Origin of the sequence: Streptococcus oralis, from assembly GCF_965111685.1 — a bacterium.
GTDB classification, from domain to species: Bacteria; Bacillota; Bacilli; order Lactobacillales; family Streptococcaceae; genus Streptococcus; species Streptococcus oralis_B.
In genome coordinates this window covers 196,234-221,230 of sequence record NZ_OZ217340.1, presented here as the reverse complement: position 1 = coordinate 221,230, position 24,997 = coordinate 196,234, and the positions used below count along the sequence as shown (strand labels likewise).

General features: G+C 44.1%; 16 protein-coding genes, 11 tRNA genes and 3 rRNA genes. 1 reads left to right on the top strand and 29 read right to left on the bottom strand.

The genetic code is table 11. The annotated features are described in order from the left end of the window. Positions 1-17: 17 nt before the first annotated feature. The 24 genes from pepC to pbp2a all read right to left on the bottom strand — a co-directional run bounded on the left by pepC (position 18) and on the right by pbp2a (position 18,420). The gene (gene pepC, locus ACLV7H_RS01275; protein ID WP_045593672.1) at positions 18-1,352 is read right to left on the bottom strand and encodes an aminopeptidase C; all 1,335 of its coding nucleotides are present in this window, start codon (positions 1,350-1,352) and stop codon (positions 18-20) included. A 108-nt stretch (positions 1,353-1,460) separates the two neighbouring features. Beyond that, positions 1,461-2,183 carry a pseudouridine synthase gene (locus ACLV7H_RS01270; protein WP_411866147.1) on the bottom strand — a complete coding sequence of 241 codons (723 nt, stop codon included), beginning with the start codon at positions 2,181-2,183 and terminating at the stop codon, positions 1,461-1,463. 73 nt (positions 2,184-2,256) lie between these two features. Then, positions 2,257-2,487, bottom strand: coding sequence for a GlsB/YeaQ/YmgE family stress response membrane protein (locus tag ACLV7H_RS01265; RefSeq protein ID WP_045593674.1), 231 nt, complete (start codon positions 2,485-2,487; stop codon positions 2,257-2,259). A gap of 9 nt (positions 2,488-2,496) precedes the next feature. After that, a complete protein-coding gene (locus ACLV7H_RS01260; RefSeq protein ID WP_411866146.1) occupies positions 2,497-3,738 on the bottom strand; it encodes an aminopeptidase in 1,242 nt (413 codons plus the stop codon). 193 nt (positions 3,739-3,931) lie between these two features. Continuing rightward, positions 3,932-8,323 (bottom strand): PolC-type DNA polymerase III, encoded by a 4,392-nt coding sequence (locus tag ACLV7H_RS01255; protein WP_411866145.1) that lies wholly within the window; start codon positions 8,321-8,323, stop codon positions 3,932-3,934. Between the two features lie 174 nt (positions 8,324-8,497). Beyond that, positions 8,498-8,571: transfer RNA gene (locus tag ACLV7H_RS01250), tRNA-Pro, on the bottom strand. Positions 8,572-8,586: 15 nt separating this feature from the next. Next, positions 8,587-8,660: transfer RNA gene (locus tag ACLV7H_RS01245), tRNA-Arg, on the bottom strand. 11 nt (positions 8,661-8,671) lie between these two features. Further along, positions 8,672-8,757, bottom strand: a tRNA-Leu gene (locus ACLV7H_RS01240). Positions 8,758-8,764: 7 nt separating this feature from the next. Continuing rightward, a tRNA-Gly gene (locus tag ACLV7H_RS01235) sits at positions 8,765-8,836 on the bottom strand. Between the two features lie 27 nt (positions 8,837-8,863). Next, positions 8,864-8,936, bottom strand: a tRNA-Thr gene (locus tag ACLV7H_RS01230). A gap of 12 nt (positions 8,937-8,948) precedes the next feature. Next, positions 8,949-9,030: transfer RNA gene (locus ACLV7H_RS01225), tRNA-Leu, on the bottom strand. 5 nt (positions 9,031-9,035) lie between these two features. After that, positions 9,036-9,108: transfer RNA gene (locus ACLV7H_RS01220), tRNA-Lys, on the bottom strand. 24 nt (positions 9,109-9,132) lie between these two features. Further along, a tRNA-Asp gene (locus tag ACLV7H_RS01215) sits at positions 9,133-9,205 on the bottom strand. 2 nt (positions 9,206-9,207) lie between these two features. Continuing rightward, positions 9,208-9,280, bottom strand: a tRNA-Val gene (locus ACLV7H_RS01210). Between the two features lie 106 nt (positions 9,281-9,386). Further along, positions 9,387-9,502, bottom strand: a 5S ribosomal RNA gene (gene rrf / locus ACLV7H_RS01205). Between the two features lie 76 nt (positions 9,503-9,578). Then, a 23S ribosomal RNA gene (locus ACLV7H_RS01200) occupies positions 9,579-12,479 on the bottom strand. Positions 12,480-12,603: 124 nt separating this feature from the next. Further along, a tRNA-Ala gene (locus ACLV7H_RS01195) sits at positions 12,604-12,676 on the bottom strand. Between the two features lie 51 nt (positions 12,677-12,727). After that, a 16S ribosomal RNA gene (locus ACLV7H_RS01190) occupies positions 12,728-14,276 on the bottom strand. Together the 16S, 23S and 5S rRNA genes with 11 tRNA genes alongside form the textbook arrangement of a ribosomal RNA operon. A 233-nt stretch (positions 14,277-14,509) precedes the next feature. Then, a tRNA-Glu gene (locus ACLV7H_RS01185) sits at positions 14,510-14,581 on the bottom strand. Positions 14,582-14,645: 64 nt separating this feature from the next. Next, positions 14,646-15,119 carry a hypothetical protein gene (locus ACLV7H_RS01180; RefSeq protein ID WP_045591891.1) on the bottom strand — a complete coding sequence of 158 codons (474 nt, stop codon included), beginning with the start codon at positions 15,117-15,119 and terminating at the stop codon, positions 14,646-14,648. Between the two features lie 120 nt (positions 15,120-15,239). Then, positions 15,240-15,776: a transcription termination/antitermination protein NusG gene (nusG, locus tag ACLV7H_RS01175; protein WP_000376732.1), complete on the bottom strand. Its 537-nt coding sequence runs from the start codon at positions 15,774-15,776 to the stop codon at positions 15,240-15,242. 57 nt (positions 15,777-15,833) lie between these two features. Next, on the bottom strand, positions 15,834-16,010 hold the full coding sequence (gene secE, locus ACLV7H_RS01170; RefSeq protein WP_000505776.1) for a preprotein translocase subunit SecE: 177 nt from the start codon (positions 16,008-16,010) through the stop codon (positions 15,834-15,836). A gap of 9 nt (positions 16,011-16,019) precedes the next feature. Beyond that, positions 16,020-16,172 (bottom strand): 50S ribosomal protein L33, encoded by a 153-nt coding sequence (gene rpmG, locus ACLV7H_RS01165; protein WP_045591894.1) that lies wholly within the window; start codon positions 16,170-16,172, stop codon positions 16,020-16,022. 52 nt (positions 16,173-16,224) lie between these two features. After that, positions 16,225-18,420 (bottom strand): penicillin-binding protein PBP2A, encoded by a 2,196-nt coding sequence (pbp2a, locus tag ACLV7H_RS01160; RefSeq protein ID WP_411866144.1) that lies wholly within the window; start codon positions 18,418-18,420, stop codon positions 16,225-16,227. Between the two features lie 86 nt (positions 18,421-18,506). Here pbp2a and ACLV7H_RS01155 point away from each other — a divergent pair, with 86 nt between their 5' ends. Next, a complete protein-coding gene (locus tag ACLV7H_RS01155) occupies positions 18,507-19,382 on the top strand; it encodes an RluA family pseudouridine synthase (RefSeq protein WP_411866143.1) in 876 nt (291 codons plus the stop codon). Positions 19,383-19,448: 66 nt separating this feature from the next. Here the strand turns inward: ACLV7H_RS01155 and gap are convergent, their stop codons facing one another. From gap to yajC, 5 genes are all read right to left on the bottom strand, one after another. Next, positions 19,449-20,456, bottom strand: a complete 1,008-nt coding sequence (gene gap / locus ACLV7H_RS01150) for a type I glyceraldehyde-3-phosphate dehydrogenase (protein ID WP_000260682.1) — start codon at positions 20,454-20,456, stop codon at positions 19,449-19,451. A gap of 319 nt (positions 20,457-20,775) precedes the next feature. Then, the gene (adhE, locus tag ACLV7H_RS01145) at positions 20,776-23,427 is read right to left on the bottom strand and encodes a bifunctional acetaldehyde-CoA/alcohol dehydrogenase (protein ID WP_411866142.1); all 2,652 of its coding nucleotides are present in this window, start codon (positions 23,425-23,427) and stop codon (positions 20,776-20,778) included. A gap of 296 nt (positions 23,428-23,723) precedes the next feature. Then, positions 23,724-24,137, bottom strand: coding sequence for an MORN repeat-containing protein (locus ACLV7H_RS01140; protein WP_049501159.1), 414 nt, complete (start codon positions 24,135-24,137; stop codon positions 23,724-23,726). Beyond that, the gene (locus ACLV7H_RS01135) at positions 24,124-24,567 is read right to left on the bottom strand and encodes a low molecular weight protein-tyrosine-phosphatase (RefSeq protein WP_049501160.1); all 444 of its coding nucleotides are present in this window, start codon (positions 24,565-24,567) and stop codon (positions 24,124-24,126) included. The genes ACLV7H_RS01140 and ACLV7H_RS01135 overlap by 14 nt, the downstream gene beginning before the upstream one ends. 48 nt (positions 24,568-24,615) lie before the next feature. Beyond that, the gene (gene yajC, locus ACLV7H_RS01130; RefSeq protein ID WP_049501161.1) at positions 24,616-24,936 is read right to left on the bottom strand and encodes a preprotein translocase subunit YajC; all 321 of its coding nucleotides are present in this window, start codon (positions 24,934-24,936) and stop codon (positions 24,616-24,618) included. Positions 24,937-24,997 lie beyond the last annotated feature (61 nt).

The window sequence follows — 24,997 nt, the reverse complement described above, 5'->3', positions numbered from 1 at the left end:
ACCTTTTTCTTTATGCTTTATTCTGCCAAGGCACCCATTGGATCCCATGGTGCGAGCACAATTGGTTCTGCTTCATAAGCAGCTTGTTCTTCTGCTGTCAGCAATTCCTTACGAACAACGATTTGGTAGGTGTATTCGTCCATCCAAGCATCTGAAGCAACAAAGTACCCATCTGTACCGACTTTGTCTCCCCAAGAGTTTTCAACCTTCCACTTAGTTGATTTGCCATTTTCGTCCAAGTCTACACCTGTCAAGACCATGGCGTGGGTCATCAAGCTTTCACTGTAGTCCAAGCGTCCAGCCTTGTCTTGAGTGAGTTTAATGTCCATACTTGATTCAAAGTCATAAACATCTGTCGCAAGGATTCCAGCTTTGCGGTTGCTGAGCTGGCCGACATCTGAACCAAACCAAACAGTCTCACCTGCTTGCATTTGGGCAATCGCCAATTCTTTCAAACGCTCCATAGGAACGTTGATATAACGAACCGTACGGCTACCAACGACATTTCCTAACATCTCAACTGTATAAGATTTGCCGTAAGGCTTGTCAGCTGTTGGGGCGTTGATCACAGAAACATAATCTTCTAAAGGCAGATTGACATATTTCTTGTAAAACTCTTGTGGAGTAATACCCTTTTCGCTTTGATAGTTGTTATCCTTATCGCGATAAGCAAAGTCAAACTGGCGTGGTGGAAGACCCAAAGACATGGCAAGAAAGTTAAAGATTTCTTGCAAGAGCTCTTCTTTCTTGCCCTGAACAGTCACTTGGTCTGCATCAGATGCTAGTAAATCACGCAAGATTTGAGCATCCTGACGAAGCAATTTGTTGAGAATGGCATTTAGTTCACGGCTATTGCTAGATGAAACAGACTCAGGATAAACAGACTTAGGAACGACACCATATTTCTCAAAGAGGGCAACAACCATATCCCACTGACCGCCGTCTTGTTGGGGTGTTTGGAGCAGGAAGCTAACCTTGCGGCTAGTTAAGTCTTGGTCTGCAGTCGCAATGACTTGCTCCAAGAACCAGTTGGATTTCTCATACTTGTCCCAGAAGAAGGTGTGGGCTTGTGACAGTTCAAAGTTTTCGAGCTTGTATTGAGAGATGAGTTTGTGACGGAAGGTGTTGAGAGCTGCAAACATCCAGCAACGACCAGAAGCCTTCTGGTTGGTCACCTTGTCCTTGGTCAAATCATGCGAGAAAACAGGTGTATTGTCAACATGGCTTTGACGACGTTCTAGGGCTGCAAAAATTCCGTTATGGCTTGCAGCATTTTCGATAGCTTGGTATTTTACATTTGCTTCATAGTTAGCAAATAATTGATCCGTAAATGATTCTTGAATTGCGTTCATAGATTCCTCCTTTTATTCTACTGTCTATTATAACTCTTTTCACAAAGGAAGCAACTGAAAAATGAAAAAGCAAGCCAAATAGACTCACCTTTTCTAACATAATCCAAACTAAGCAATACTAGCAAGGAGATTTTCTAACTCCTCCTTGGTCAAGCGACGCCATTCTCCCCGTTTCAGCTTCGCGTCTAAAATCAGTGTTCCCATAGTCAAACGTTGTAGGTCCACCACTTCCTTACCACAGTAAGCTACCATGCGTTTGACCTGATGGAATTTACCTTCAGCAATGGTCACACTGACCTGGCTCTCACCCTTATCTGAATCCACTGACAAAATCTTCAGTTTGGCCGGCTGGCAGGTAAAGTCCTTGAGCGGAATTCCTTTCGCAAATGTATGGACATCTTCTTGAGTCATGATTCCCTTGACCTGAGCTTGATAAGTTTTATCCACATGACGTTTGGGTGAAAGCAACGCATGGGCCAGCTGACCATCATTAGTCAAAAGCAGGAGTCCATGGGTATCAATATCCAAGCGCCCCACTGGAAAGACTTCTTTGGCGCGAGCATAGTCATCTAACAAGTCTAAAACAGTTCTATGCTTGGGATCTTCAGTCGCCGAAATAACTCCTTGGGGCTTGTTCATCATATAGTAAACAAACTCCTCGTACTCTAGCACTTGACCGTCAAAGCAAATTTCGTCTTTTTCTTCATTTATTTGCAATTTTACTGATTTTTCTTTCTTGCCATTGACCGTCACTCGTCCAGCCTTGAGCAAGTTTTTGACCTCAGTTCGACTCCCTACAGCGCAGGCAACTAAAAATTTATCTAATCTCATAGAACTATTATATCATACTCAAAAGGAGGCTGGCCCAAGTGACCAATCTCCTTTTTTCTAATTTTTCAAGAAACTAACTTCCTCGTCTCCAAAAAATCGCTAAGACAATCATAGCTCCTAAAATAGCTGGGATAATGGCCGTTCCAGCTATAATTGGACCCCAAGTTCCAAAGAGCAAGTGGCCCAAAAAGGCACCAATCCAACCGAGAAACATTTTTCCAAAGCATCCCATGCTCTCCCCACGATTGGTCAGAGTACCTGCTAAAAATCCCACTAGGAGACCAACGAACATACTTCCTAACATATTATCTCCTTAATTTGCCCAATCTCCATTACGGAAGAGAGGTACACGTGTTCCATCCTCACGGATACCATCGATATCCATTTGATTCGAACCAATCATAAAGTCAACGTGAACATCTGAACGGTTCAGTCCTGCAGCTTCAAGCTCTTCTTCGCTCATCTCTGCTCCACCAACAACGCTGGTCGCATAGGCAGCACCGATAGCCAAGTGGTTTGACGCGTTTTCATCGAAAAGGGTATTAAAGAAGGTAATACCTGACTGAGAAATTGGACTTGGATCTGGTACCAAGGCACATTCACCCAAGGCACGCGCACCCGCATTTTCAAAGACAAGGTCCTTCATGACCTGATCACCCTTTTCAGCAGTAATGTCTACGATTTGACCATCCTTGAAGGTTACTTTAATCTCTTCAATGATATTTCCATTATAGCTCAGTGGTTTTGTAGAAGTGACATAGCCGTCTGCACGACGGAAGTCAGGCGCAGTGAAGACTTCCTCTGTGGGCATATTTGGCAAGAAACCTTCGCCTTGAGCATTGACAGCACCAGCTGATTCCCAAACATGATTCTTTGGCAAACCAAGTGTCAAATCTGTTCCTGGCGCTGTATAGTGAAGGGCTGAGAATTGCTCCTTATTGAGCATTTCTGCCTTGCTCTTCAAGATAGCTGCATGTTCTTCCCAAGCCTTAACGGGATCTTCTTCGTAGACTCGGCAAGTCTTAAAGATTTGATCCCAAAGGAGGTCCACTGCTTCTTCGTCGCTTGCTGCATTTGGAAAGACCTTCTTAGCCCACTCTAGTCCAGCTGCGGCAGCGATTGTCCAGCTAACCTTGTTGGACTGAGTTGCGATACGCATTGGCTTCATGGCAAGTCCCATAGCTTTAGCAGAAGCCGAAAGCTTGTCAGCATCCACTCCGTTCAAGGCACCTGGATCAGATGAGCGAACTCCAAGACGACTAGCCTTATTCTCCAAGAGATAGTTCATCTCAGCGATTCTGTATTCTGGTACATTGTCCAAGCGCTCCATCGGCGCATGGAGGAATTTCTCACGGTTGAGCACATCATCTGTCCACTGGACGATAACCTCATGCGCACCCAAAGCATAAGCTTCTTTCACAATCAAATGGGCCAACTCACGTTGTTCCACATCGATAGAAAGAGCCAAAGTGTGCCCAGGTTGCACGTTGATTCCATTTGCAACCAACAATTTCGCATATTTTTCTAGATTTTCTTTAAAATTTGGTAAAACCATTTTACTTTTCCTTTTCTATTGTTATTTCTCTTTAAACAGGGACAGCAGGCTAACTGTTGCCACAGTGACGCAAATCAAAGCGCTCATTTTCAAAATCGTATCAGGGTCAAGATCCAGCTAGTAATCAAACACCTTCTGCGCTGGCTTATCCTGAGCGGAAATGGTAAGTTTCATAAAAACCTCTTTCTATATTTTAGAAAAACTCATCAAACAAGCTCAACTGGTTATCCTCTGGCATATTGCCGAGAATACCCATGTCATCCATCTTTTCAACCAAGGTTGAGGAAAGTCCCCCACGTTTGCGGAGTTCTGTTTTAGAGAGGAATTCGCCCTCTTGGCGTGCTCGTACCAACTGCTTGGCAACGTTCTCTCCCAGACCATCCATTGCGACAAATGGCGGTATGAGAGTATCTCCGTCGATGAGGAATTCAGTTGCATCACTACGATAGAGGTCTAACTTCCCAAACTTAAAGCCACGTTCCCACATTTCATTGACAATCTCAAGAGTGGTATAGAGGTCAATCTCCACATTAGAGGCTTCATTATTCTTCCGTTTTTCAGCGATTTCTTCCATTCTACGCTTGATAGCATCCAAGCCCGCACCCATGGTCTTGATATCAAAGGCCTTGGCGCGAATAGAGAAGTAAGCACAGTAATAATAAATCGGATGGTGAACCTTGAAGTAGGCTACACGAAGGGCCATCATAACGTAGGCTGCCGCGTGGGCTTTAGGGAACATGTACTTAATTTTCCCACAGGATTCGATATACCACTCTGGCACCTTATTGGCCTTCATGGCTTCGATATAGCGATTTCGCTCCTCTTCGGAAATCTTCAACCACAAGCCCTTACGCACCCGTTCCATGATAGTAAAGGCCATCTTAGGTTCAAGACCAGCATGCATGAGATAAACCATGATGTCGTCCCGACAACCGATAACAGTTGATAGGTCCGCAATTCCTTGCTTGATCAAATCCTGAGCATTTCCCAACCACACATCGGTACCATGGGACAGACCAGACAGCTGAAGCAACTCCGCAAAAGTCATTGGATGCGTCTCATCTACCATCCCACGTACAAAGTTGGTTCCAAATTCTGGAATCCCCAGCATACCCGTCGGAGTCCCGATTTGCTCCGGCGTCACTCCAAGCACATCCGTCCCAGAAAAGAGGGCCATCACGCCTTCATCATCCATAGGAATTTCATTAGGGTCGATCCCAGACAAATCCTGCAATTTCCGAATCATGGTCGGATCATCATGACCCAGCACATCGAGTTTGAGGACGTTCTCATCGATATCGTGGAAGTTAAAGTGAGTGGTCTGCCATTCAGCCGTCACGTCATCCGCTGGATACTGAACAGGAGTAAAGTCGTAGACATCCATGTAGTTCGGAATAACAACGATTCCTCCTGGGTGTTGTCCTGTTGTCCGCTTAACACCAGCAGCGCCTTGAGCGAGGCGTTCCACTTCTGCATCACGATAAAATTTCCCATAGTCTCTCTCGTAGCCCTTGACAAAGCCATAAGCGGTCTTGGCAGCCACCGTACCAACCGTTCCTGCACGGAAGGCATATTCCTCACCAAAGATATCACGCACATCCAAGTGAGCGCTAGGCTGGTCTTCTCCCGAGAAGTTCAAGTCAATATCGGGAACCTTATCCCCATCAAAACCGAGGAAGGTCTCAAACGGAATATCCTGCCCATTCTTGCTGAGTTTGTGACCGCAGTTTGGACAGTCCTTATTGGGCATATCAAAACCTGAACCGTAAGAACCATCCGTGATAAACTCGCTGTACTGACACTGACCACAGACATAGTGAGGAGAGAGAGGATTAACCTCCGTAATCCCAATCATGGTCGCAACGAAACTAGATCCGACAGATCCACGGGAACCAACCAGATAGCCTCGTTCATTGGAACGTTGTACCAGCATCTGCGATGCCAGATAAATCACGGCAAATCCATTCCCCAGAATAGAAGTTAATTCTTTTTCAATCCGCAAATCGACAATATCTGGCAGCGGATTCCCATAAATCTCAAAGGCCTTCTTATAAGTCAACTCAGCGACCGTTTCTTCCGCCTTGTCAATGAAAGGCGTATACAAGTCACCCTTAACAACCTCAACAGGCTCAAAGATTTCTGCCAAGGCATTGGTGTTTTCAATAACCAATTTACGAGCCAGTTCCTCTCCCAAAAAGGCAAATTCATCCAACATCTCATTGGTTGTTCGAAAATGAGCCTTTGGCAGAGGAGCTGGTTGGGCATGCTCACCGTGACCAATGGTTCGGTTAATCATAGCCCCCTGCCCCAAACTACGGACGATAATTTCACGATAAATTTCTTCTTCTGGTTCGATATAGTGAACATTTCCCGTAGCCAGAACAGGTTTACCAAGACGGTCTCCGACCTCTATCAAACTCTTGATAATAGTTTGGAGTTCCTCCATATCCTTGACCTGCTCCTTGGCAATTAATGGCGCATAGATAGCTGGTGGCATGACCTCGATAAAGTCATAATACTTGGCCACCTCAACCGCCGCATCCACACCTTGGGAAACGACTGCGTCAAAAACTTCACCTTCAGAGCAAGCTGACCCTAAAATCAAACCTTCCCTATGAGCATCTAAGACCGTTCTCGGAATTCGTGGCACCCCTTCAAAGTACTTGGTATTGGATAAAGAAACCAGCTTAAAGATGTTTTTTAGACCTACTTGATTCTTGACATAGATGGTCGCATGCTTAATCCGAGCTTTTTTATAAGAGTCTGGACTAATCAAATCAATATTTAGTCTAGCCAGATCAGTCACACCATGTTTTTCTGCTACATCCTTGATAAAGATAAAGAGCAAACGACCAGTAGCTTCCGCATCGTAGTTGGCCATGTGGTGGTGGTCCAGTGCCACACCAAAACGCTTGGTCAAAGGCCCCAAACCATGACGTTTATACTCAGGATAGAGATTTCTAGCAAACTCGAGCGTATCAATAACTGGCTGGATAATATTAGGCAAACCATGACGCTCATAGTTGGCATTCATAAAGCCAACGTCAAAGGTAGCATTGTGGGCAACTAGAACCGTATCCTTGCAGAATTCTTGGAATTCTTGCAAAACTTGTTCTAGTGGCTTGGCATTTTTGACATGGTCATCTGTAATACCAGTCAACTCGGTAGTAAAGGCTGACAAGGGATGCCCAGGATTGATAAATTCATCAAATTCGGCAATAACATTCCCCTTGTACATCTTAGAGGCCGCAACCTGAATCAAATCATTATAGATGGCTGAAAGTCCCGTTGTTTCCACGTCAAAAACCACGTAGGTTGCTTCTGATAAGGCCATCTCCACTTCATTGTAGACAATCGGAACACGATCCTCCACGATATTAGCTTCCATTCCATAGATTAGCTGGATTCCTGCTTTCTTGGCTGCCTTATAGCCATGTGGGAAGGACTGAACATTTCCATGGTCCGTAATTGCTACCGCTTTGTGACCCCATTTTGCAGCTGTCGCAACAATTTCTTCGACCTCTGGCAAAGCATCCATAGTCGACAAGTTAGTATGAGCATGAAACTCAACCCGACGCTCACCTTCTGGCATAAAATCCTTCCGCTCATAGTGAACAACTTCCTGCACATCCTGCACGTTCATTGTCAAATCGCGTGTGAAGTTATTCATCTCCACATTCCCACGAACTCGGAGCCATGAATTCTTCTTAATGATGTCAAACTTATGAGCCTCTTCCTCGTTCTTAACCCACTTTTGCATAGAAAAACTTGAAGTGTAGTCTGTCATCTTAAAGTTAATCAAGACACGGCCTGTTCTAGTCACTTTATGCTCTACATCAAAGACTACCCCTTCAAAGACCAAACGATTTTCCTCAGTCGTCACATCGATCATCTGGGTCACTTCAGCCTTATCTAATTTTGGCTTGGCTGCAGCTTTTTTAACCTGAAAATCAAAAGCTGATTTCTCTTCTACTGGCGGAGGAGCCATTTGTTCCAGTTGTTCCATAGCACGGAGTGCTTCCTCATTAGCAGCCTGAACAATTTGTTTATTCTCCACATGAAAGGCTTCCTGCTCCTCTTGTGTAAGGGCATCGTTCTTTTCTATTTGACAGATAAAAGCTGGGAAACCAAACTTTTCAAGTTGTTTCGCTAAATTAGGAAGATGATTCTTCTTAAAGTGTTCCTTATCAATCGCCTCGGAACCTTCAATAAAGAGCTGATTTCCCTCCGCACGAACTTGCAAATTCTGATAAAGAGATTTAAATCCTTGGCTGGCACATGGACCTTCAGAAAAAGCCTCCTTGTAGTAAGCCTGTAAGAGTTCATTAGAAAATTCTTGAGAAAGAACTTTGATTTCGAAAACAGCTTGATTCCCTGTCTTAGAAAATTCTTCACTCAATCCTTTCTTTAATTTTAGAAAGATTTCAATCGGTAAAATTTTAGAAAAAACAAAATGAAATTCCCAAATCTTACTAATTTTATGAACTACAACTCGTTCAATTCTTGCATCAACAAGAGCAGGATCCTGTCTCAATTGATTAGAGATTCCTAGTTGATTCATTAAAATTTCAAACTTACTTGACATTCATTTCCCTCACATTATTCTCTTACTATTTTACCATAATTAAAGAAAATATATATCCACAGCCATTCCTTAAGCACTGCTAGTTTACACAAATTTGTTCTGTAAATAAAAAAGAAGACTCTCAGAATCTCATTAGTAAAAAAAAAAGATACCCTAAAGTATCCTCGTAATTAATCGGGAAGACAGGATTCGAACCTGCGACACCTTGGTCCCAAACCAAGTACTCTACCAAGCTGAGCTACTTCCCGCGTTAAATAAAAAAATGCACCCTAGAGGAGTCGAACCTCTAACCGCCTGATTCGTAGTCAGGTACTCTATCCAGTTGAGCTAAGGGTGCTCATCATTATATGCCGAGGACCGGAATCGAACCGGTACGATCGTTACCAATCGCAGGATTTTAAGTCCTGTGCGTCTGCCAGTTCCGCCACCCCGGCCTCTCTAAGCGAACGACGGGATTCGAACCCGCGACCCCCACCTTGGCAAGGTGGTGTTCTACCACTGAACTACGTTCGCATCGACCTCTTATTCTATATAAAAAAATGCCGGCTACATGACTTGAACACGCGACCCTCTGATTACAAATCAGATGCTCTACCAACTGAGCTAAGCCGGCTGATTTCTATTATGCGGGTTAAGGGACTTGAACCCCCACGCCGTTAAGCGCCAGATCCTAAATCTGGTGCGTCTGCCAATTCCGCCAAACCCGCAAATATGACCCGTACTGGGCTCGAACCAGTGACCCATTGATTAAAAGTCAATTGCTCTACCAACTGAGCTAACGAGTCTAAAATAACTTCCGTTATCTTAAACGGTCCCGACGGGAATCGAACCCGCGATCTTCGCCGTGACAGGGCGACGTGATAACCGCTACACTACGGGACCTATGGGAGTTAACGGGATCGAACCGCTGACCCTCTGCTTGTAAGGCAGATGCTCTCCCAGCTGAGCTAAACTCCCAAAGGGTGGAGTCTAGCTCAGCCAACGGTAAGAAACTTCGTTTCTCTCATCCGCCGATTGTAATTTCGATTTCCTCTCAATTACAACTAAGCTAAACTCCCAAAGAGCTAAGCGACTTCCATATCTCACAGGGGGCAACCCCCAACTACTTCCGGCGTTCTAGGGCTTAACTGCTGTGTTCGGCATGGGTACAGGTGTATCTCCTAGGCTATCGTCACTTAACTCTGAGTAATACCTACTCAAAATTGAATATCTATCAAATATCAAGAAAACCTTCGCTTTCGTATTCTCAGTTACTTTGGATAAGTCCTCGAGCTATTAGTATTAGTCCGCTACATGTGTCGCCACACTTCCACTTCTAACCTATCTACCTGATCATCTCTCAGGGCTCTTACTGATATAAAATCATGGGAAATCTCATCTTGAGGTGGGTTTCACACTTAGATGCTTTCAGCGTTTATCCCTTCCCTACATAGCTACCCAGCGATGCCTTTGGCAAGACAACTGGTACACCAGCGGTAAGTCCACTCTGGTCCTCTCGTACTAGGAGCAGATCCTCTCAAATTTCCTACGCCCGCGACGGATAGGGACCGAACTGTCTCACGACGTTCTGAACCCAGCTCGCGTGCCGCTTTAATGGGCGAACAGCCCAACCCTTGGGACCGACTACAGCCCCAGGATGCGACGAGCCGACATCGAGGTGCCAAACCTCCCCGTCGATGTGAACTCTTGGGGGAGATAAGCCTGTTATCCCCAGGGTAGCTTTTATCCGTTGAGCGATGGCCCTTCCATACGGAACCACCGGATCACTAAGCCCGACTTTCGTCCCTGCTCGAGTTGTAGCTCTCGCAGTCAAGCTCCCTTATACCTTTACACTCTGCGAATGATTTCCAACCATTCTGAGGGAACCTTTGGGCGCCTCCGTTACCTTTTAGGAGGCGACCGCCCCAGTCAAACTGCCCGTCAGACACTGTCTCCGATAGGGATTACCTATCCGGGTTAGAGTGGCCATAACACAAGGGTAGTATCCCAACAACGTCTCCTTCGAAACTGGCGTCCCGATCTCTTAGACTCCTACCTATCCTGTACATGTGGTACAGACACTCAATATCAAACTGCAGTAAAGCTCCATGGGGTCTTTCCGTCCTGTCGCGGGTAACCTGCATCTTCACAGGTACTAAAATTTCACCGAGTCTCTCGTTGAGACAGTGCCCAAATCATTACGCCTTTCGTGCGGGTCGGAACTTACCCGACAAGGAATTTCGCTACCTTAGGACCGTTATAGTTACGGCCGCCGTTTACTGGGGCTTCAATTCATACCTTCGCTTACGCTAAGCACTCCTCTTAACCTTCCAGCACCGGGCAGGCGTCACCCCCTATACATCATCTTACGATTTAGCAGAGAGCTGTGTTTTTGATAAACAGTTGCTTGGGCCTATTCACTGCGGCTGACGTAAAGTCAGCACCCCTTCTCCCGAAGTTACGGGGTCATTTTGCCGAGTTCCTTAACGAGAGTTCTCTCGCTCACCTGAGGCTACTCGCCTCGACTACCTGTGTCGGTTTGCGGTACGGGTAGAGTATGTTTAAACGCTAGAAGCTTTTCTTGGCAGTGTGACGTCACTAACTTCGCTACTAAACTTCGCTCCCCATCACAGCTCAATGTTATAGAATTAAGCATTTGACTCAATTCACACCTCACTGCTTAGACAGACTCTTCCATTCGTCTGCTTTAGTTAGCCTACTGCGTCCCTCCATCACTACATACTCTAGTACAGGAATATCAACCTGTTGTCCATCGGATACACCTTTCGGTCTCTCCTTAGGTCCCGACTAACCCAGGGCGGACGAGCCTTCCCCTGGAAACCTTAGTCTTACGGTGGACAGGATTCTCACCTGTCTTTCGCTACTCATACCGGCATTCTCACTTCTATGCGTTCCAGCACTCCTCACGGTATACCTTCATCACACATAGAACGCTCTCCTACCATACCTATAAAGGTATCCACAGCTTCGGTAAATTGTTTTAGCCCCGGTACATTTTCGGCGCAGGGTCACTCGACTAGTGAGCTATTACGCACTCTTTGAATGAATAGCTGCTTCTAAGCTAACATCCTAGTTGTCTGTGCAACCCCACATCCTTTTCCACTTAACAATTATTTTGGGACCTTAGCTGGTGGTCTGGGCTGTTTCCCTTTCGACTACGGATCTTAGCACTCGCAGTCTGACTGCCGACCATAATTCATTGGCATTCGGAGTTTATCTGAGATTGGTAATCCGGGATGGACCCCTCACCCAAACAGTGCTCTACCTCCAAGAATCTTTATGTCGACGCTAGCCCTAAAGCTATTTCGGAGAGAACCAGCTATCTCCAAGTTCGTTTGGAATTTCTCCGCTACCCACAAGTCATCCAAGCACTTTTCAACGTGCCCTGGTTCGGTCCTCCAGTGCGTCTTACCGCACCTTCAACCTGCTCATGGGTAGGTCACATGGTTTCGGGTCTACGACATGATACTAGTGCGCCCTATTCAGACTCGGTTTCCCTGCGGCTCCGTCTCTTCAACTTAACCTCGCATCATATCGTAACTCGCCGGTTCATTCTACAAAAGGCACGCTCTCACCCATTAACGGGCTCGAACTTGTTGTAGGCACACGGTTTCAGGTTCTATTTCACTCCCCTCCCGGGGTGCTTTTCACCTTTCCCTCACGGTACTGGTTCACTATCGGTCACTAGGGAGTATTTAGGGTTGGGAGATGGTCCTCCCAGATTCCGACGGGATTTCACGTGTCCCGCCGTACTCAGGATACTGCTAGGTACAAAGACTATTTTAAATACGAGGCTGTTACTCTCTTTGGCTGATCTTCCCAAATCATTCTTCTATAATCTTTGAGTCCACATTGCAGTCCTACAACCCCGAAGAGTAAACTCTTCGGTTTGCCCTCCTGCCGTTTCGCTCGCCGCTACTAAGGCAATCGCTTTTGCTTTCTCTTCCTGCAGCTACTTAGATGTTTCAGTTCACTGCGTCTTCCTCCTCACATCCTTAACAGATGCGGGTAACAGGTAGTACCTGTTGGGTTCCCCCATTCGGAAATCCCTGGATCATCGCTTACTTACAGCTACCCAAGGCATATCGTCGTTTGTCACGTCCTTCTTCGGCTCCTAGTGCCAAGGCATCCACCGTGCGCCCTTATTAACTTAACCTTATTTTTTGACCTTTCAGTCATAAACTCTTATTAATACTACAGCGTTTTCGGTTTATTTTCTTGTTACTATTTGATATAGATATTCAATTTTCAATGTGCATTACTTGGTGATCTCTCACCAATGGAGCCTAGCGGGATCGAACCGCTGACCTCCTGCGTGCAAAGCAGGCGCTCTCCCAGCTGAGCTAAGGCCCCACAAGACCTCTCAAGACTAAACAAGACCAATGTGCAGTTCCTTATCCTTAGAAAGGAGGTGATCCAGCCGCACCTTCCGATACGGCTACCTTGTTACGACTTCACCCCAATCATCTATCCCACCTTAGGCGGCTGGCTCCTAAAAGGTTACCTCACCGACTTCGGGTGTTACAAACTCTCGTGGTGTGACGGGCGGTGTGTACAAGGCCCGGGAACGTATTCACCGCGGCGTGCTGATCCGCGATTACTAGCGATTCCGACTTCATGTAGGCGAGTTGCAGCCTACAATCCGAACTGAGACTGGCTTTAAGAGATTAGCTTGCCGTCACCGGCTTGCGACTCGTTGTACCAGCCATTGTAGCACGTGTGTAGCCCAGGTCATAAGGGGCATGATGATTTGACGTCATCCCCACCTTCCTCCGGTTTATTACCGGCAGTCTCGCTAGAGTGCCCAACTAAATGATGGCAACTAACAATAGGGGTTGCGCTCGTTGCGGGACTTAACCCAACATCTCACGACACGAGCTGACGACAACCATGCACCACCTGTCACCTCTGTCCCGAAGGAAAACTCTATCTCTAGAGTGGTCAGAGGGATGTCAAGACCTGGTAAGGTTCTTCGCGTTGCTTCGAATTAAACCACATGCTCCACCGCTTGTGCGGGCCCCCGTCAATTCCTTTGAGTTTCAACCTTGCGGTCGTACTCCCCAGGCGGAGTGCTTAATGCGTTAGCTGCGGCACTAAACCCCGGAAAGGGTCTAACACCTAGCACTCATCGTTTACGGCGTGGACTACCAGGGTATCTAATCCTGTTTGCTCCCCACGCTTTCGAGCCTCAGCGTCAGTTACAAGCCAGAGAGCCGCTTTCGCCACCGGTGTTCCTCCATATATCTACGCATTTCACCGCTACACATGGAATTCCACTCTCCCCTCTTGCACTCAAGTTAAACAGTTTCCAAAGCGTACTATGGTTAAGCCACAGCCTTTAACTTCAGACTTATCTAACCGCCTGCGCTCGCTTTACGCCCAATAAATCCGGACAACGCTCGGGACCTACGTATTACCGCGGCTGCTGGCACGTAGTTAGCCGTCCCTTTCTGGTAAGATACCGTCACAGTGTGAACTTTCCACTCTCACACTCGTTCTTCTCTTACAACAGAGCTTTACGATCCGAAAACCTTCTTCACTCACGCGGCGTTGCTCGGTCAGACTTCCGTCCATTGCCGAAGATTCCCTACTGCTGCCTCCCGTAGGAGTCTGGGCCGTGTCTCAGTCCCAGTGTGGCCGATCACCCTCTCAGGTCGGCTATGTATCGTTGCCTTGGTGAGCCGTTACCTCACCAACTAGCTAATACAACGCAGGTCCATCTGGTAGTGATGCAATTGCACCTTTTAAGCAAATGTCATGCAACATCTACTCTTATGCGGTATTAGCTATCGTTTCCAATAGTTATCCCCCGCTACCAGGCAGGTTACCTACGCGTTACTCACCCGTTCGCAACTCATCCGCTCGGTGCAAGCACCAAGCTTCAGCGTTCTACTTGCATGTATTAGGCACGCCGCCAGCGTTCGTCCTGAGCCAGGATCAAACTCTCATTAAAAGTTTGAGTTCTCACTCATTTCTGTCACTGACAGATTTATTGTTTTTTTCATTGTTCAGTACTATAACTTCAGTTATAGTGCCCTGCACATTGGTTCGTCTTGTTCAGTTTTCAAAGGTCTTTGTCTCTCACTTCTCTCATGAGCGACAACTATATTAGTATATCACAGCTACCTGCCTCTGTCAACAGATTTTTTAAACTTTTTTCAAGTTTTTTCTAGCCACAATACACCATAGTCCGTACGGGATTCGAACCCGTGTTACCGCCGTGAAAAGGCGGTGTCTTAACCCCTTGACCAACGGACCTGAGTTTTTCAACTCTTTCTATTATACCTACTTTTCATCCTTTGTCAAGGACTTTTTTACCTCTTTATCGAAATTCTGAAAAAATAAGGGAAAGTTCTCTTAATAGAGCTTTCCGTCCTCTAAATACTTCTCCTCCCATTAAACGATCTATTAATTCTTGCTTTTCCATACTCTGCTTAGATTTGTAGTTCTTTAGAAGTTCGTGAAAGAGATAATAATCGTCCAGCCTGAGTCCTTTTTCTCCTAGTCGATGGCTAATCTCACTCACCTCTTCATAGGGTTCTTTGTCGAAACGTCGCTTGTGACTTTCCTGTTTACGGATGTAATCCAGAATACGATTTCTAAATTTTGTTTTAAAGCAAACATAAAGTTGATGGCGTTCGCCCTCTAATAACTCTGGGTTGCGACTCACCAGCTCATATAGACATAACATGCCTTCCTGGTCCCAGTCCTCTTTCTCCCACAGATGCAAATGATAATCTTTGCGACACTTATGGACAATTCCCTTACTTTCTTCATATAAGTCTTTTAGATTCATAGACCTCTCCTTTCTGCATTTAGTTTAGCAAAACGCGCGAGCCCATGGGTCTACTTCCTCTGTTCTATACTTCTTCCTTCTTCAACGGCACATAAAAAGAGAGGCAAAGCCTCTCTGGGGTTATAATTCTGCAATTTGGTTGAGATTCACTTCTGCAATCGTATCATTACCAAACATAGAGATAATCATCTTCACCTTGTTGTTATCAATTTCAGTAATTTTACCTGTGTAGTCTGCAAAAGCGCCATCAATAATGCGGACTGTCTGGCCAACTTCAACATCAATATCAAACTCTTGAACAGTTTGTCCCATTGAAACCAGAATATCACGGATTTCCTGTTCCAATAGTGGAGTTGGTTTTGATCTGTTACCGTGTGAGCCGACGAATCCTGTTACGTTAGGTGTGTTTCGAACGACGAACCATGCTTCATCTGTCATGACCATTTCTACAAGGACATAACCCGGAAAACGATTCTCTTCAACTTCCTTTTTCTTTCCATTTTTCTCAACTTGCACGGTTTGTGTTGGAATCTCAACGCGTAGAATATTATCCAACATGTTATACGTTTGCGCACGTTGCAATAGATTTTCTTTTACCTTATTTTCATAGCCAGAATAAGTTTGTAGAACAAACCATCCCTTGTCAAAACTATCCATGATATTTCCTTTCATACATATATAGAAGAAAGTTAGCAGAAGTTCTCCGCTTCTCTTCTAAAAAATGTTAATAAATCGAATCAAACCTGAAACAATCAACTGGTCAAAAATGTAAATGATGACCACAAAGAAGGCTGTGTATTCCATAATAGAGCGAAAATCTCTCCAGCTTTCTTTGCGAGTTGGCCAAGTTGTTTCTTTAAGAAGTTTAAAAATATCCTTAATAAAACCCATCGTTCTCTCCTATCTCGTTTCTCTATGTGTCGTATATTTTCCACAATGTTTACAAAATTTATTTACTTCTAGTCGTGTTGGCTTGGGGTTCCCACTAATTTTGATTGAGTAATTCCTTGAACCACAAACTGCACAAGCTAGGCTTGCTTTTTTTAGTCCCATAACGCCTCCATCTTATCTATTATAACAAGAAACCTAGGCTTTGACAAGCCTCTTAACGAAATAGATTGAGGATTGAGTCCCATATTGTCTGGGCTTTTTCTTTTATCTTAGCTTCTGAAATCGCACGTCCTGCTTCATCTACAAGATTTTGTGCACGACTACGAATATCCCCTATCGGATCCTCAGACTGGTTTGTCTCATTTTCAACGGCCTGCTTTTTCGTATTTTCTGGTTCAATACCATTTTGTTTATAAGCATTCTCAACTGTAAAGGTGCTACCAGGAGTATAAGGTAAGATGGTATTAGCCATACTTCTAAAAACATGGGCAGCTCCATTGGAGGTCGAACCTGCTAGATAATGGTTCTCATCTGTTGTTGGGAAGCCGAGCCAGTGGCTGATTACAACATCCGGAGTATAACCAATCACCCACTGGTCACTGGTATATTCCGGGTTGAAAACAGCTTCAGTCGTACCTGTTTTACCAGCCATAACGTAATCCGCTGGTGACGAACTAATTCCTGTACCATTGGTAAATGTTCCTAGCATCATGCTGGTCATTTTATCAGCCACCGACTTATCAATCACTCGTTTTTGGGAATTTTTATGACTCTTGATGACCTGACCACTGGCATTCTCAATACGAGTGATGAAATGTGCCTCGGGCATCAGACCTTCGTTAGCAAAGGCTGCATAGGCTTGCGCCATCTGGAGAGGATTCGTCTCCACACCTCCACCAAGAGCAACTCCAAGAACTCGGTCAACTTTCTCCATATTCAGACCAAATCTCTCTCCAGCGTCAAAAGCTTTGTCTATACCTAATTCATTTACAGTCGCAACTGCTGGTAGGTTGAGTGATTCCGCCAAGGCCTGATACATAGGTACTTCTGGAGATGTCTTAATGCCCGCATAGTTGTCTACTTGATAACTGTTGTACTGCATCGTATGATTATCTAGTTGCTTGTTCAAGGCCCATCCCGCTTCTACTGCAGGTGTATAAACGACTAAAGGTTTAATGGTTGAGCCTGGGCTACGCTTAGACTGAGTGGCATAGTTGAAATTGCGGAAACCTGGTTTGTCATCACCAGCTACACGACCAACAACTCCACGCACTCCACCAGTCTTGGGTTCTAGAGCGACACTACCTGATTCGGCATGCGTTCCGTCTTCTGCTGTTGGAAATAGCGAAGTGTTTTCATAAATAACCTGCATGTTTGCTTGGTAGTTTTGGTCAAGCTCTGTGTAGATTCGATAGCCGTTGTTGACAATCTCTTCTTCTGTGAGATTGTACTTGGAAACTGCTTCGTTGACAACTGCATCAAAATAAGACGGGTAGCGATAATCCGAAACTTTGCCTTCATACTTATCTTGCAATTGAGAAGCCATATCTACTCCAGTCGCTTCGGTCTCTTGATTTTTATCAATATAGCCCGCTGCAACCATATTTTGCAAAACAGTATCCCTACGGTTGGTCGAAGTCTCAACAGAATTTAATGGATTATACAATTCTGGTCCCTTGAGCATCCCTGCTAGAGTGGCCGCCTGATCAAGCGTTAGTTGTGAAGCCGATACACCGAAATATTTCTTACTTGCATCTTCAACACCCCATACCCCATTTCCAAAGTAGGCGTTATTGAGATACATAGTAAGGATTTGCTCCTTGCTGTATTTCTTGGTCAACTCTAAGGCAAGGAAAAACTCCTTGGCCTTCCTTTCAACGGTCTGGTCCTGGGAAAGATAGGCATTTTTTGCCAACTGTTGAGTGATAGTGGACCCCCCTCCAGAACGACCCGCTGTAAGGATGGCTAGAAAGAAACGACCGTAGTTAATCCCATCATTTTTATAAAAGGAACGGTCCTCTGTCGCGACGACAGCATTTTGCAAGTCTTTACTGATATCTCTCAGTTCAACATAGGTCCCCTTTTGACCTGATAGGGCGCCTGCCTCTTTTTCTTCGCGGTCAAAAATCAGAGTTCGCGTTTTCAAGGCATTTTGCAAGTCGTTGACATTGGTAGATTTGGCTATCGCAAACAAGTAGGTTCCTACTAGCAAACCTGCACTTAACCCTAAAATGATGACGATTTTTGTCAGATGATAACGACGCCAAAATTTCCGTATCGGACCTACATGACCTAATTTTTTTCTATCGCTCCGAGAACGACGCATACTAGTAGAATCAGACTCTGCTGATTCACTCGTTTCTTTTTTAAAGAGAGAAAGGAACTTCTCAAATAATTTATCTAATTTCATGCGTTTATTTTATCATCTTCACCATAGGAACTCAAGAATTTAGTTACTCCCTATCCAAATAGGACTTTTTTTGTTACAATATCTGTATGCAATTCACATTTACACTACCTGAATCCTTGCCTCACATGACGGTCAAGCAATTCCTAGAGGAACAACTCCTCATTCCCAGAAAGATCCGCCATTTTTTGAGAATAAAGAAGAACATCTTAATCAACCACAAAGAAGTGCACTGGAACGAGATGGTCAAGCCAGGGGACATTTGCCAGTTGACTTTCGACGAGGAAGATTATCCCCCAAAAGAAATCCTTTGGGGCAATCCAGACCTCGTTCAAGAGATTTACCAAGACCAACATCTCATTATCGTCAACAAGCCAGAGGGCATGAAAACACACGGTAATCAACCAGATGAAATCGCCCTTCTCAACCATGTCTCTGCCTACGTTGGTCAAACTTGCTATGTTGTTCATCGCCTGGATATGGAAACAAGCGGTTTAGTGCTTTTTGCTAAAAATCCTTTTATCCTACCCATTCTCAATCGTTTGTTGGAGAAGAAGGAAATTGCTCGCGAGTACTGGGCGCTCGTAGAGGGGCAAGTGGGGAACAAAGAACTTATCTTCCTAGATAAAATTGGTCGTGATCGACACGATCGCAGAAAACGAGTGATAGATTCCAAAAGTGGGCAACAGGCTGAAACGCATATCAGTCGATTAAAGCAATTCCCAAACAAGACCTCCCTCGTTCGTTGCAAACTAAAGACCGGTCGAACACATCAAATCCGTGTTCACCTTTCTCACCATAAGCACCCTATCCTAGGCGATCCTCTCTATAATAGCAAATCAAAGACAAGTCGGCTTATGCTACACGCCTTTCGACTTTCCTTTACCCATCCGCTTACTTTAGAACAATTGAGTTTTACTGCCCTATCGGATACTTTCGAAACAGAATTAAAACAAACTGGATGACACTATCATCCATTTTTCTATACAAAAAAGCAAGACCAGAAGGCCTTGCTTTTATCGACTCAAGAATTATTTAGCGATTTTTGCGAAGTATTCAAGAGTACGTACAAGTTGTGCAGTGTATGACATTTCGTTGTCGTACCATGATACAACTTTAACCAATTGTTTACCGTCAACGTCAAGAACTTTAGTTTGAGTTGCGTCAAACAATGAACCGTAAGACATACCTACGATATCTGAAGATACGATTGGATCTTCTGTGTAACCGTATGATTCGTTTGAAGCTGCTTTCATAGCTGCGTTTACTTCATCAACAGTAACGTTCTTTTCAAGAACTGCTACCAATTCAGTAACTGATCCAGTTGGAGTTGGAACGCGTTGTGCAGATCCGTCAAGTTTACCGTTCAATTCTGGGATTACAAGACCGATAGCTTTAGCAGCACCAGTTGAGTTAGGAACGATGTTTGCAGCACCAGCGCGAGCACGGCGAAGGTCACCACCACGGTGTGGTCCGTCAAGGATCATTTGGTCACCAGTGTAAGCGTGGATAGTAGTCATCAACCCTTCTACAACACCGAAGTTGTCTTGAAGAGCTTTAGCCATTGGAGCCAAGCAGTTTGTAGTACATGAAGCACCTGAGATAACTGTTTCAGTACCGTCAAGAACGTCATGGTTAGTGTTAAATACAACTGTTTTAACGTCGTTTCCACCAGGAGCAGTGATAACAACTTTCTTAGCTCCACCTTTAAGGTGTTTTTCAGCTGCATCTTTCTTAGCGAAGAAACCAGTTGCTTCAAGAACGATTTCTACACCGTCAGTAGCCCAGTCGATTTGTTCTGGATCACGTTCAGCAGAAACTTTAACGAATTTACCGTTAACTTCGAATCCACCTTCTTTAACTTCTACAGTACCGTCGAAACGACCTTGAGTTGTGTCGTATTTCAACAAGTGTGCAAGCATAACTGGATCTGTAAGGTCGTTGATGCGAGTAACTTCAACACCTTCTACGTTTTGGATACGGCGGAAAGCAAGACGACCGATACGTCCGAAACCGTTAATACCAACTTTAACTACCATTAGTGATTTCCTCCTTATGAAAATCATGAAATTTTTATTGTGAAAAGAGTAACTTGAATCACTACAAATCACCTTTCAACAAACCTATTATATAACTATTTGAGTTTAATTGCAAGTACGGGCGTTGATTTTCTCTGCCGCTTTTCTACTTTTTCTCCCCCCTTTTTATTCATCCATTCTTTTATTTTCTAAGCATATCTCTAGAATCTTTTATAATATCTGTATATTCTCTTTATTTCAAGGTGAAACTCCAATTTCAACTCTTTCAGAGTTTACAAAAAAGAGACAGGATATTCCCTGCCTCTAGGCTGATAAACGATTATTTACGACGTCCTGGTCGTTCTGCATAACCATAGTATGCATCTGCCATGATTTCTTCCATGTCGGCTACCATTGGCAAGCGTGGGTTTGCAGGTGAACATTGGTCTTCATAAGCAAGCAAGGCAATTTCATGCAAGCTGTCTTTCCAAGCTTTTTCATCAATTCCTTGATCCTTGAAGTTCATCTTGATACCTACTGCAACACCAAGTTCGTAAACAGCTTTAGCGTATGCTTCAACCGCTTCTTCTGGAGTTGAGTGAGGCAATCCAAGCATTCTAGCAATATCTTGGAATTTTTCGTCAGCTTTCCAGTAGTTATACTTAGGCCATGTAGTCGTCTTAGATGGGCGAGTTCCATTGTAACGGATAACGTATGGAAGCAAGATTGCGTTTGTACGTCCGTGAACAGTATGGTGAACCGCACCGATCTTGTGGGCCATTGAGTGGCTCATACCAAGGAAGGCATTGGCAAAGGCCATACCAGCCATTGTAGATGCATTGTGCATTTTTTCGCGAGCCTCTGGATCAGCTGTCTTAACAGATTTTTCCAACCATTCAAATACAAGTTTGATTGTTTGAAGGGCGATACCGTCTGTGTAGTCGTTAGCAAAGTTTGAAGTGTAGGCTTCAGTCGCGTGAGTCAAGACGTCCATACCTGTATCAGCAGCGATAAAGTCTGGAACTGATTCAACCAAAGCAGGGTCAACAATCGCAATAGTTGGTGTCAATGAGTAGTCAGCCAATGGATATTTTCGGTTGTTTTTCTTATCAGAGATAACGGCAAATGGTGTTACTTCTGAACCTGTACCTGAAGTTGTTGGAATACCAATATATTTCGCTTTTTTACCAAGTGATGGGAAGCGGAAGGCACGTTTACGGATATCCATGAATTTTTGAACCAAGTCACGGAAGTCGATTTTTGGTTGTTCGTAGAAGAGCCACATAACTTTCGCTGCGTCCATTGGAGAACCACCACCAAGAGCGATAATTGTATCTGGTTCAAATGCTCTCATCACTTCAGTACCACGTTCTACAGTTGTGATATCTGGGTCTGGTTCAACGTCTGAGAAGACTTGGACAGTTACACGGTTGCTGCGTTTGTTCAATTGGTCAATAATGCGTTGAACAAAACCAAGTTTTTCGATCGATTTGTCTGTAACAATCATAACGCGTTCAATATCTTCACATGTTTGAAGGTATTGGATAGAATTGCGTTCGAAGTAAATTTTTGAAGGAACTTTAAACCACTGCATATTATTTCTACGTTTCCCTACTTTCTTGATGTTTAGAAGGTTGATCGCACTCACATTATCACCGACTGAATTGTGTCCATATGAACCACATCCAAGTGTCAATGATGGAATGAAGGCATTGTATACGTCACCGATACCACCGAAAGTAGATGGAGAGTTCCAGATAATACGCATTGCTTTGATTTCTGTACCAAAGCGTTTAGCAAGAGCTTCGTCTTTTGTATGGATGGCTGCTGAGTGACCAAGTCCGTTAAACTCAACCATTTGACGAGCTTTTTTAAGACCGTCTTCTGTATCTTCAGCTTTTAGGACAGCAATAACTGGTGACAATTTCTCACGAGTCAATGGTTCTTTTGATCCTACTTCTGCACATTCTGCAGCAAGGATGTTTGTTCCTTCTGGCACTGAGAAACCTGCTTGTTCTGCAATCCATGTTGCTGGTTTACCAACGATGTCAGCGTTCAATTTTGCTCCAGCACAGTTCTTGCTATTTGCTTTTGCTCCAAAACAGAATTCTTCTAGGAGAGCTTTCTCTTTTTTGTTTACAAAGTAAGTGTGGTAAGATTTAAATTCTGCTACAAATTCATCATACACTTCTTTGTCAATGATAACTGCTTGCTCTGATGCACAGACCATACCATTGTCAAATGATTTAGACATAACGATGTCATGAGCAGCTTGACGAAGGTCAGCTGATTTTTCTACATAGGCAGGAACGTTTCCGGCACCTACTCCAAGAGCTGGTTTTCCACATGAGTATGCAGCTTTAACCATGGCATTCCCACCAGTTGCAAGAATAGTTGCAACACCTTCGTGGTTCATTAGAGCTCCAGTTGCTTCCATAGATGGCTTTGTAATCCATTGAACACAGTTTTCAGGAGCACCAGCTGCAATCGCTGCATCGCGAACGATTTGTGCTGCGTGAGCTGATGATTCTTGAGCAGATGGGTGGAAGGCAAAAACGATTGGGTTACGTGTTTTTAAAGCAATCAATGATTTGAAAATCGCTGTTGAAGTTGGGTTTGTTGTCGGAGTGACACCACAGATTACACCGACAGGCTCCGCAATCTTTGTCAAACCTGTAATTGGATCATCTTCGATAACTCCAACTGTTTTAACTCCACGCATATTGTTCACTACGTGTTCGCAGGCAAATAGGTTTTTTGTCGCCTTGTCTTCAAATACCCCACGACCAGTTTCTTCAACTGCGTGTTGTGCAAGGATACCATGTGCGTCAAGTGCTGAAACTGAAGCTTTTGCTACGATATAGTCAACTTGCTCTTGGTTCAATTTGCGCAGTTCATCAAGCGCAACCAAGGCTTTTTTCACGAGACCGTCGACATGCTTTTCAGCAGCAAGTTGTTTTTCCTCTGGTGTTACTGTTTTTTTATCAGCCATATTATCCTCCATAGCCTTTAAGGATTTTACCCCTTTGTTAATTTTTTCACAAGTTTATTATAACTCTTTTTTTATGCTTTGTAAACAGTTTCATAAACATTTCACAAAGAACTTCCCTTAGATTGTGATTTTTTTCTCAATATACCTATGCAACAGAGTTTTGCTTGGATGATTGTGAAATTATGGAGAAAATTTTTTTATTTCACAAAGTTTTTCTAGTTGATAGTTATTTACTGAATTCAATTTCAGAAAGCGTTTTCTTTTCGGTTTTAAAAAATAGTCTCCTAACTTGGAGACTACTGTTTTTGTTGGAAAACGCCTTGTTTAAAGGTCCCTTCATAAACGACTTCTTGCTCTGTCGTCAACTTCCCTTGACCTTCAGCCTGGCCATTTACAAAATCACCTTCGTATTTCCAGCCATCTTTTGATTGGAACGTTCCTTTCCCATTAAAAGCTCCATTATTGAAATCACCTGTATATTGGTCCCCATTTTCAAAGGTCATGGTCCCCTGACCATTCATTTTCCCTCGTACCAGGGTACCATCATAAACAAGTGCACCACCATCAAGTGTCAGGACACCCTTTTTGGGTGTATTTAGTAGAAATACCGAAAGAGCACAGAGTGCAATTACGACTACTGCAATGAGCTCTAGCCTAGGGCGAGTTAGGTAAACTCTACACTTCTCATAAAATTGTTTAAGCTTTTCCATTGTCACTCTCATTTTCTAATCGATCTAGCCAGCTTTGACATCCACTTGTGATACGAGCATAGGTTTCCTCAAAATCTCCTGTATACCAAGGATCTGGGACACTTTCAGATGCAAAAGAGTAAATCTTATACTGTAGTTCCTGAGGACACATGTGGCGCAGATCTGAAACGTTCGAAGCATCCATACCGATAATGTAATCAAACGATTCAAAGTCCTCTCTGCCAATCTGAAGCGATGTTTTGTCTTTGTCATACGGGATCTGATATTGCTGGAAAATTCCTTGCGTTCCCTTATGAATCGGATTGCCATGTTCCCAAGACGAAGTTGCACGACTCTCAACTTGATAATCACTCGTCATGGACTTCATTACAAACTCTGCCATAGGACTGCGGCAAATATTTCCTAAGCACACAAATACTATTTTTTTCATCCCTTTTCCTCTCATATCATAGAAAAACGGGAGTGATAGGATCCCGTTTTATTCTTCAATTGCTCCGCCTTCGTCAACAACTGTTCCTTCTGGTGTCACAGCTTCTTTGATTGGCAAAACGGTCTTGATAGCGGCCAATTCAAAAGTCAAATAAACGCCATCTACATCCAGTACGATTGTACCTTTCTCAGTATCTACTTCATCCACTGTTCCGTAAAGTCCACCAATTGTAATGACTTCATAGCCTTTTTGAAGCTTGTTCAAGCTTTCCATACGCTTTTGTGCTTGTTTCTTTTGAGAACGTTGCATAAAGAACATCAAGGCAAACATACCTACAAGCATGATTAAAAAAGTAATATTTGGATTCATTGTTTTCTCCTTTGTATTTTACATAGGACTACTATATCAAATTTCAACTACTTTTACAAGG

Coding starts and splice junctions, on each gene's coding strand:
- pepC (WP_045593672.1), bottom strand. CDS start 1,352: ATGAACGCAATTCAAGAATCATTTACGGATCAATTATTTGCTAACTAT.
- ACLV7H_RS01270 (WP_411866147.1), bottom strand. CDS start 2,183: ATGAGATTAGATAAATTTTTAGTTGCCTGCGCTGTAGGGAGTCGAACT.
- ACLV7H_RS01265 (WP_045593674.1), bottom strand. CDS start 2,487: ATGTTAGGAAGTATGTTCGTTGGTCTCCTAGTGGGATTTTTAGCAGGT.
- ACLV7H_RS01260 (WP_411866146.1), bottom strand. CDS start 3,738: ATGGTTTTACCAAATTTTAAAGAAAATCTAGAAAAATATGCGAAATTG.
- ACLV7H_RS01255 (WP_411866145.1), bottom strand. CDS start 8,323: ATGTCAAGTAAGTTTGAAATTTTAATGAATCAACTAGGAATCTCTAAT.
- ACLV7H_RS01180 (WP_045591891.1), bottom strand. CDS start 15,119: ATGAATCTAAAAGACTTATATGAAGAAAGTAAGGGAATTGTCCATAAG.
- nusG (WP_000376732.1), bottom strand. CDS start 15,776: ATGGATAGTTTTGACAAGGGATGGTTTGTTCTACAAACTTATTCTGGC.
- secE (WP_000505776.1), bottom strand. CDS start 16,010: ATGGGTTTTATTAAGGATATTTTTAAACTTCTTAAAGAAACAACTTGG.
- rpmG (WP_045591894.1), bottom strand. CDS start 16,172: ATGGGACTAAAAAAAGCAAGCCTAGCTTGTGCAGTTTGTGGTTCAAGG.
- pbp2a (WP_411866144.1), bottom strand. CDS start 18,420: ATGAAATTAGATAAATTATTTGAGAAGTTCCTTTCTCTCTTTAAAAAA.
- ACLV7H_RS01155 (WP_411866143.1), top strand. CDS start 18,507: ATGCAATTCACATTTACACTACCTGAATCCTTGCCTCACATGACGGTC.
- gap (WP_000260682.1), bottom strand. CDS start 20,456: ATGGTAGTTAAAGTTGGTATTAACGGTTTCGGACGTATCGGTCGTCTT.
- adhE (WP_411866142.1), bottom strand. CDS start 23,427: ATGGCTGATAAAAAAACAGTAACACCAGAGGAAAAACAACTTGCTGCT.
- ACLV7H_RS01140 (WP_049501159.1), bottom strand. CDS start 24,137: ATGGAAAAGCTTAAACAATTTTATGAGAAGTGTAGAGTTTACCTAACT.
- ACLV7H_RS01135 (WP_049501160.1), bottom strand. CDS start 24,567: ATGAAAAAAATAGTATTTGTGTGCTTAGGAAATATTTGCCGCAGTCCT.
- yajC (WP_049501161.1), bottom strand. CDS start 24,936: ATGAATCCAAATATTACTTTTTTAATCATGCTTGTAGGTATGTTTGCC.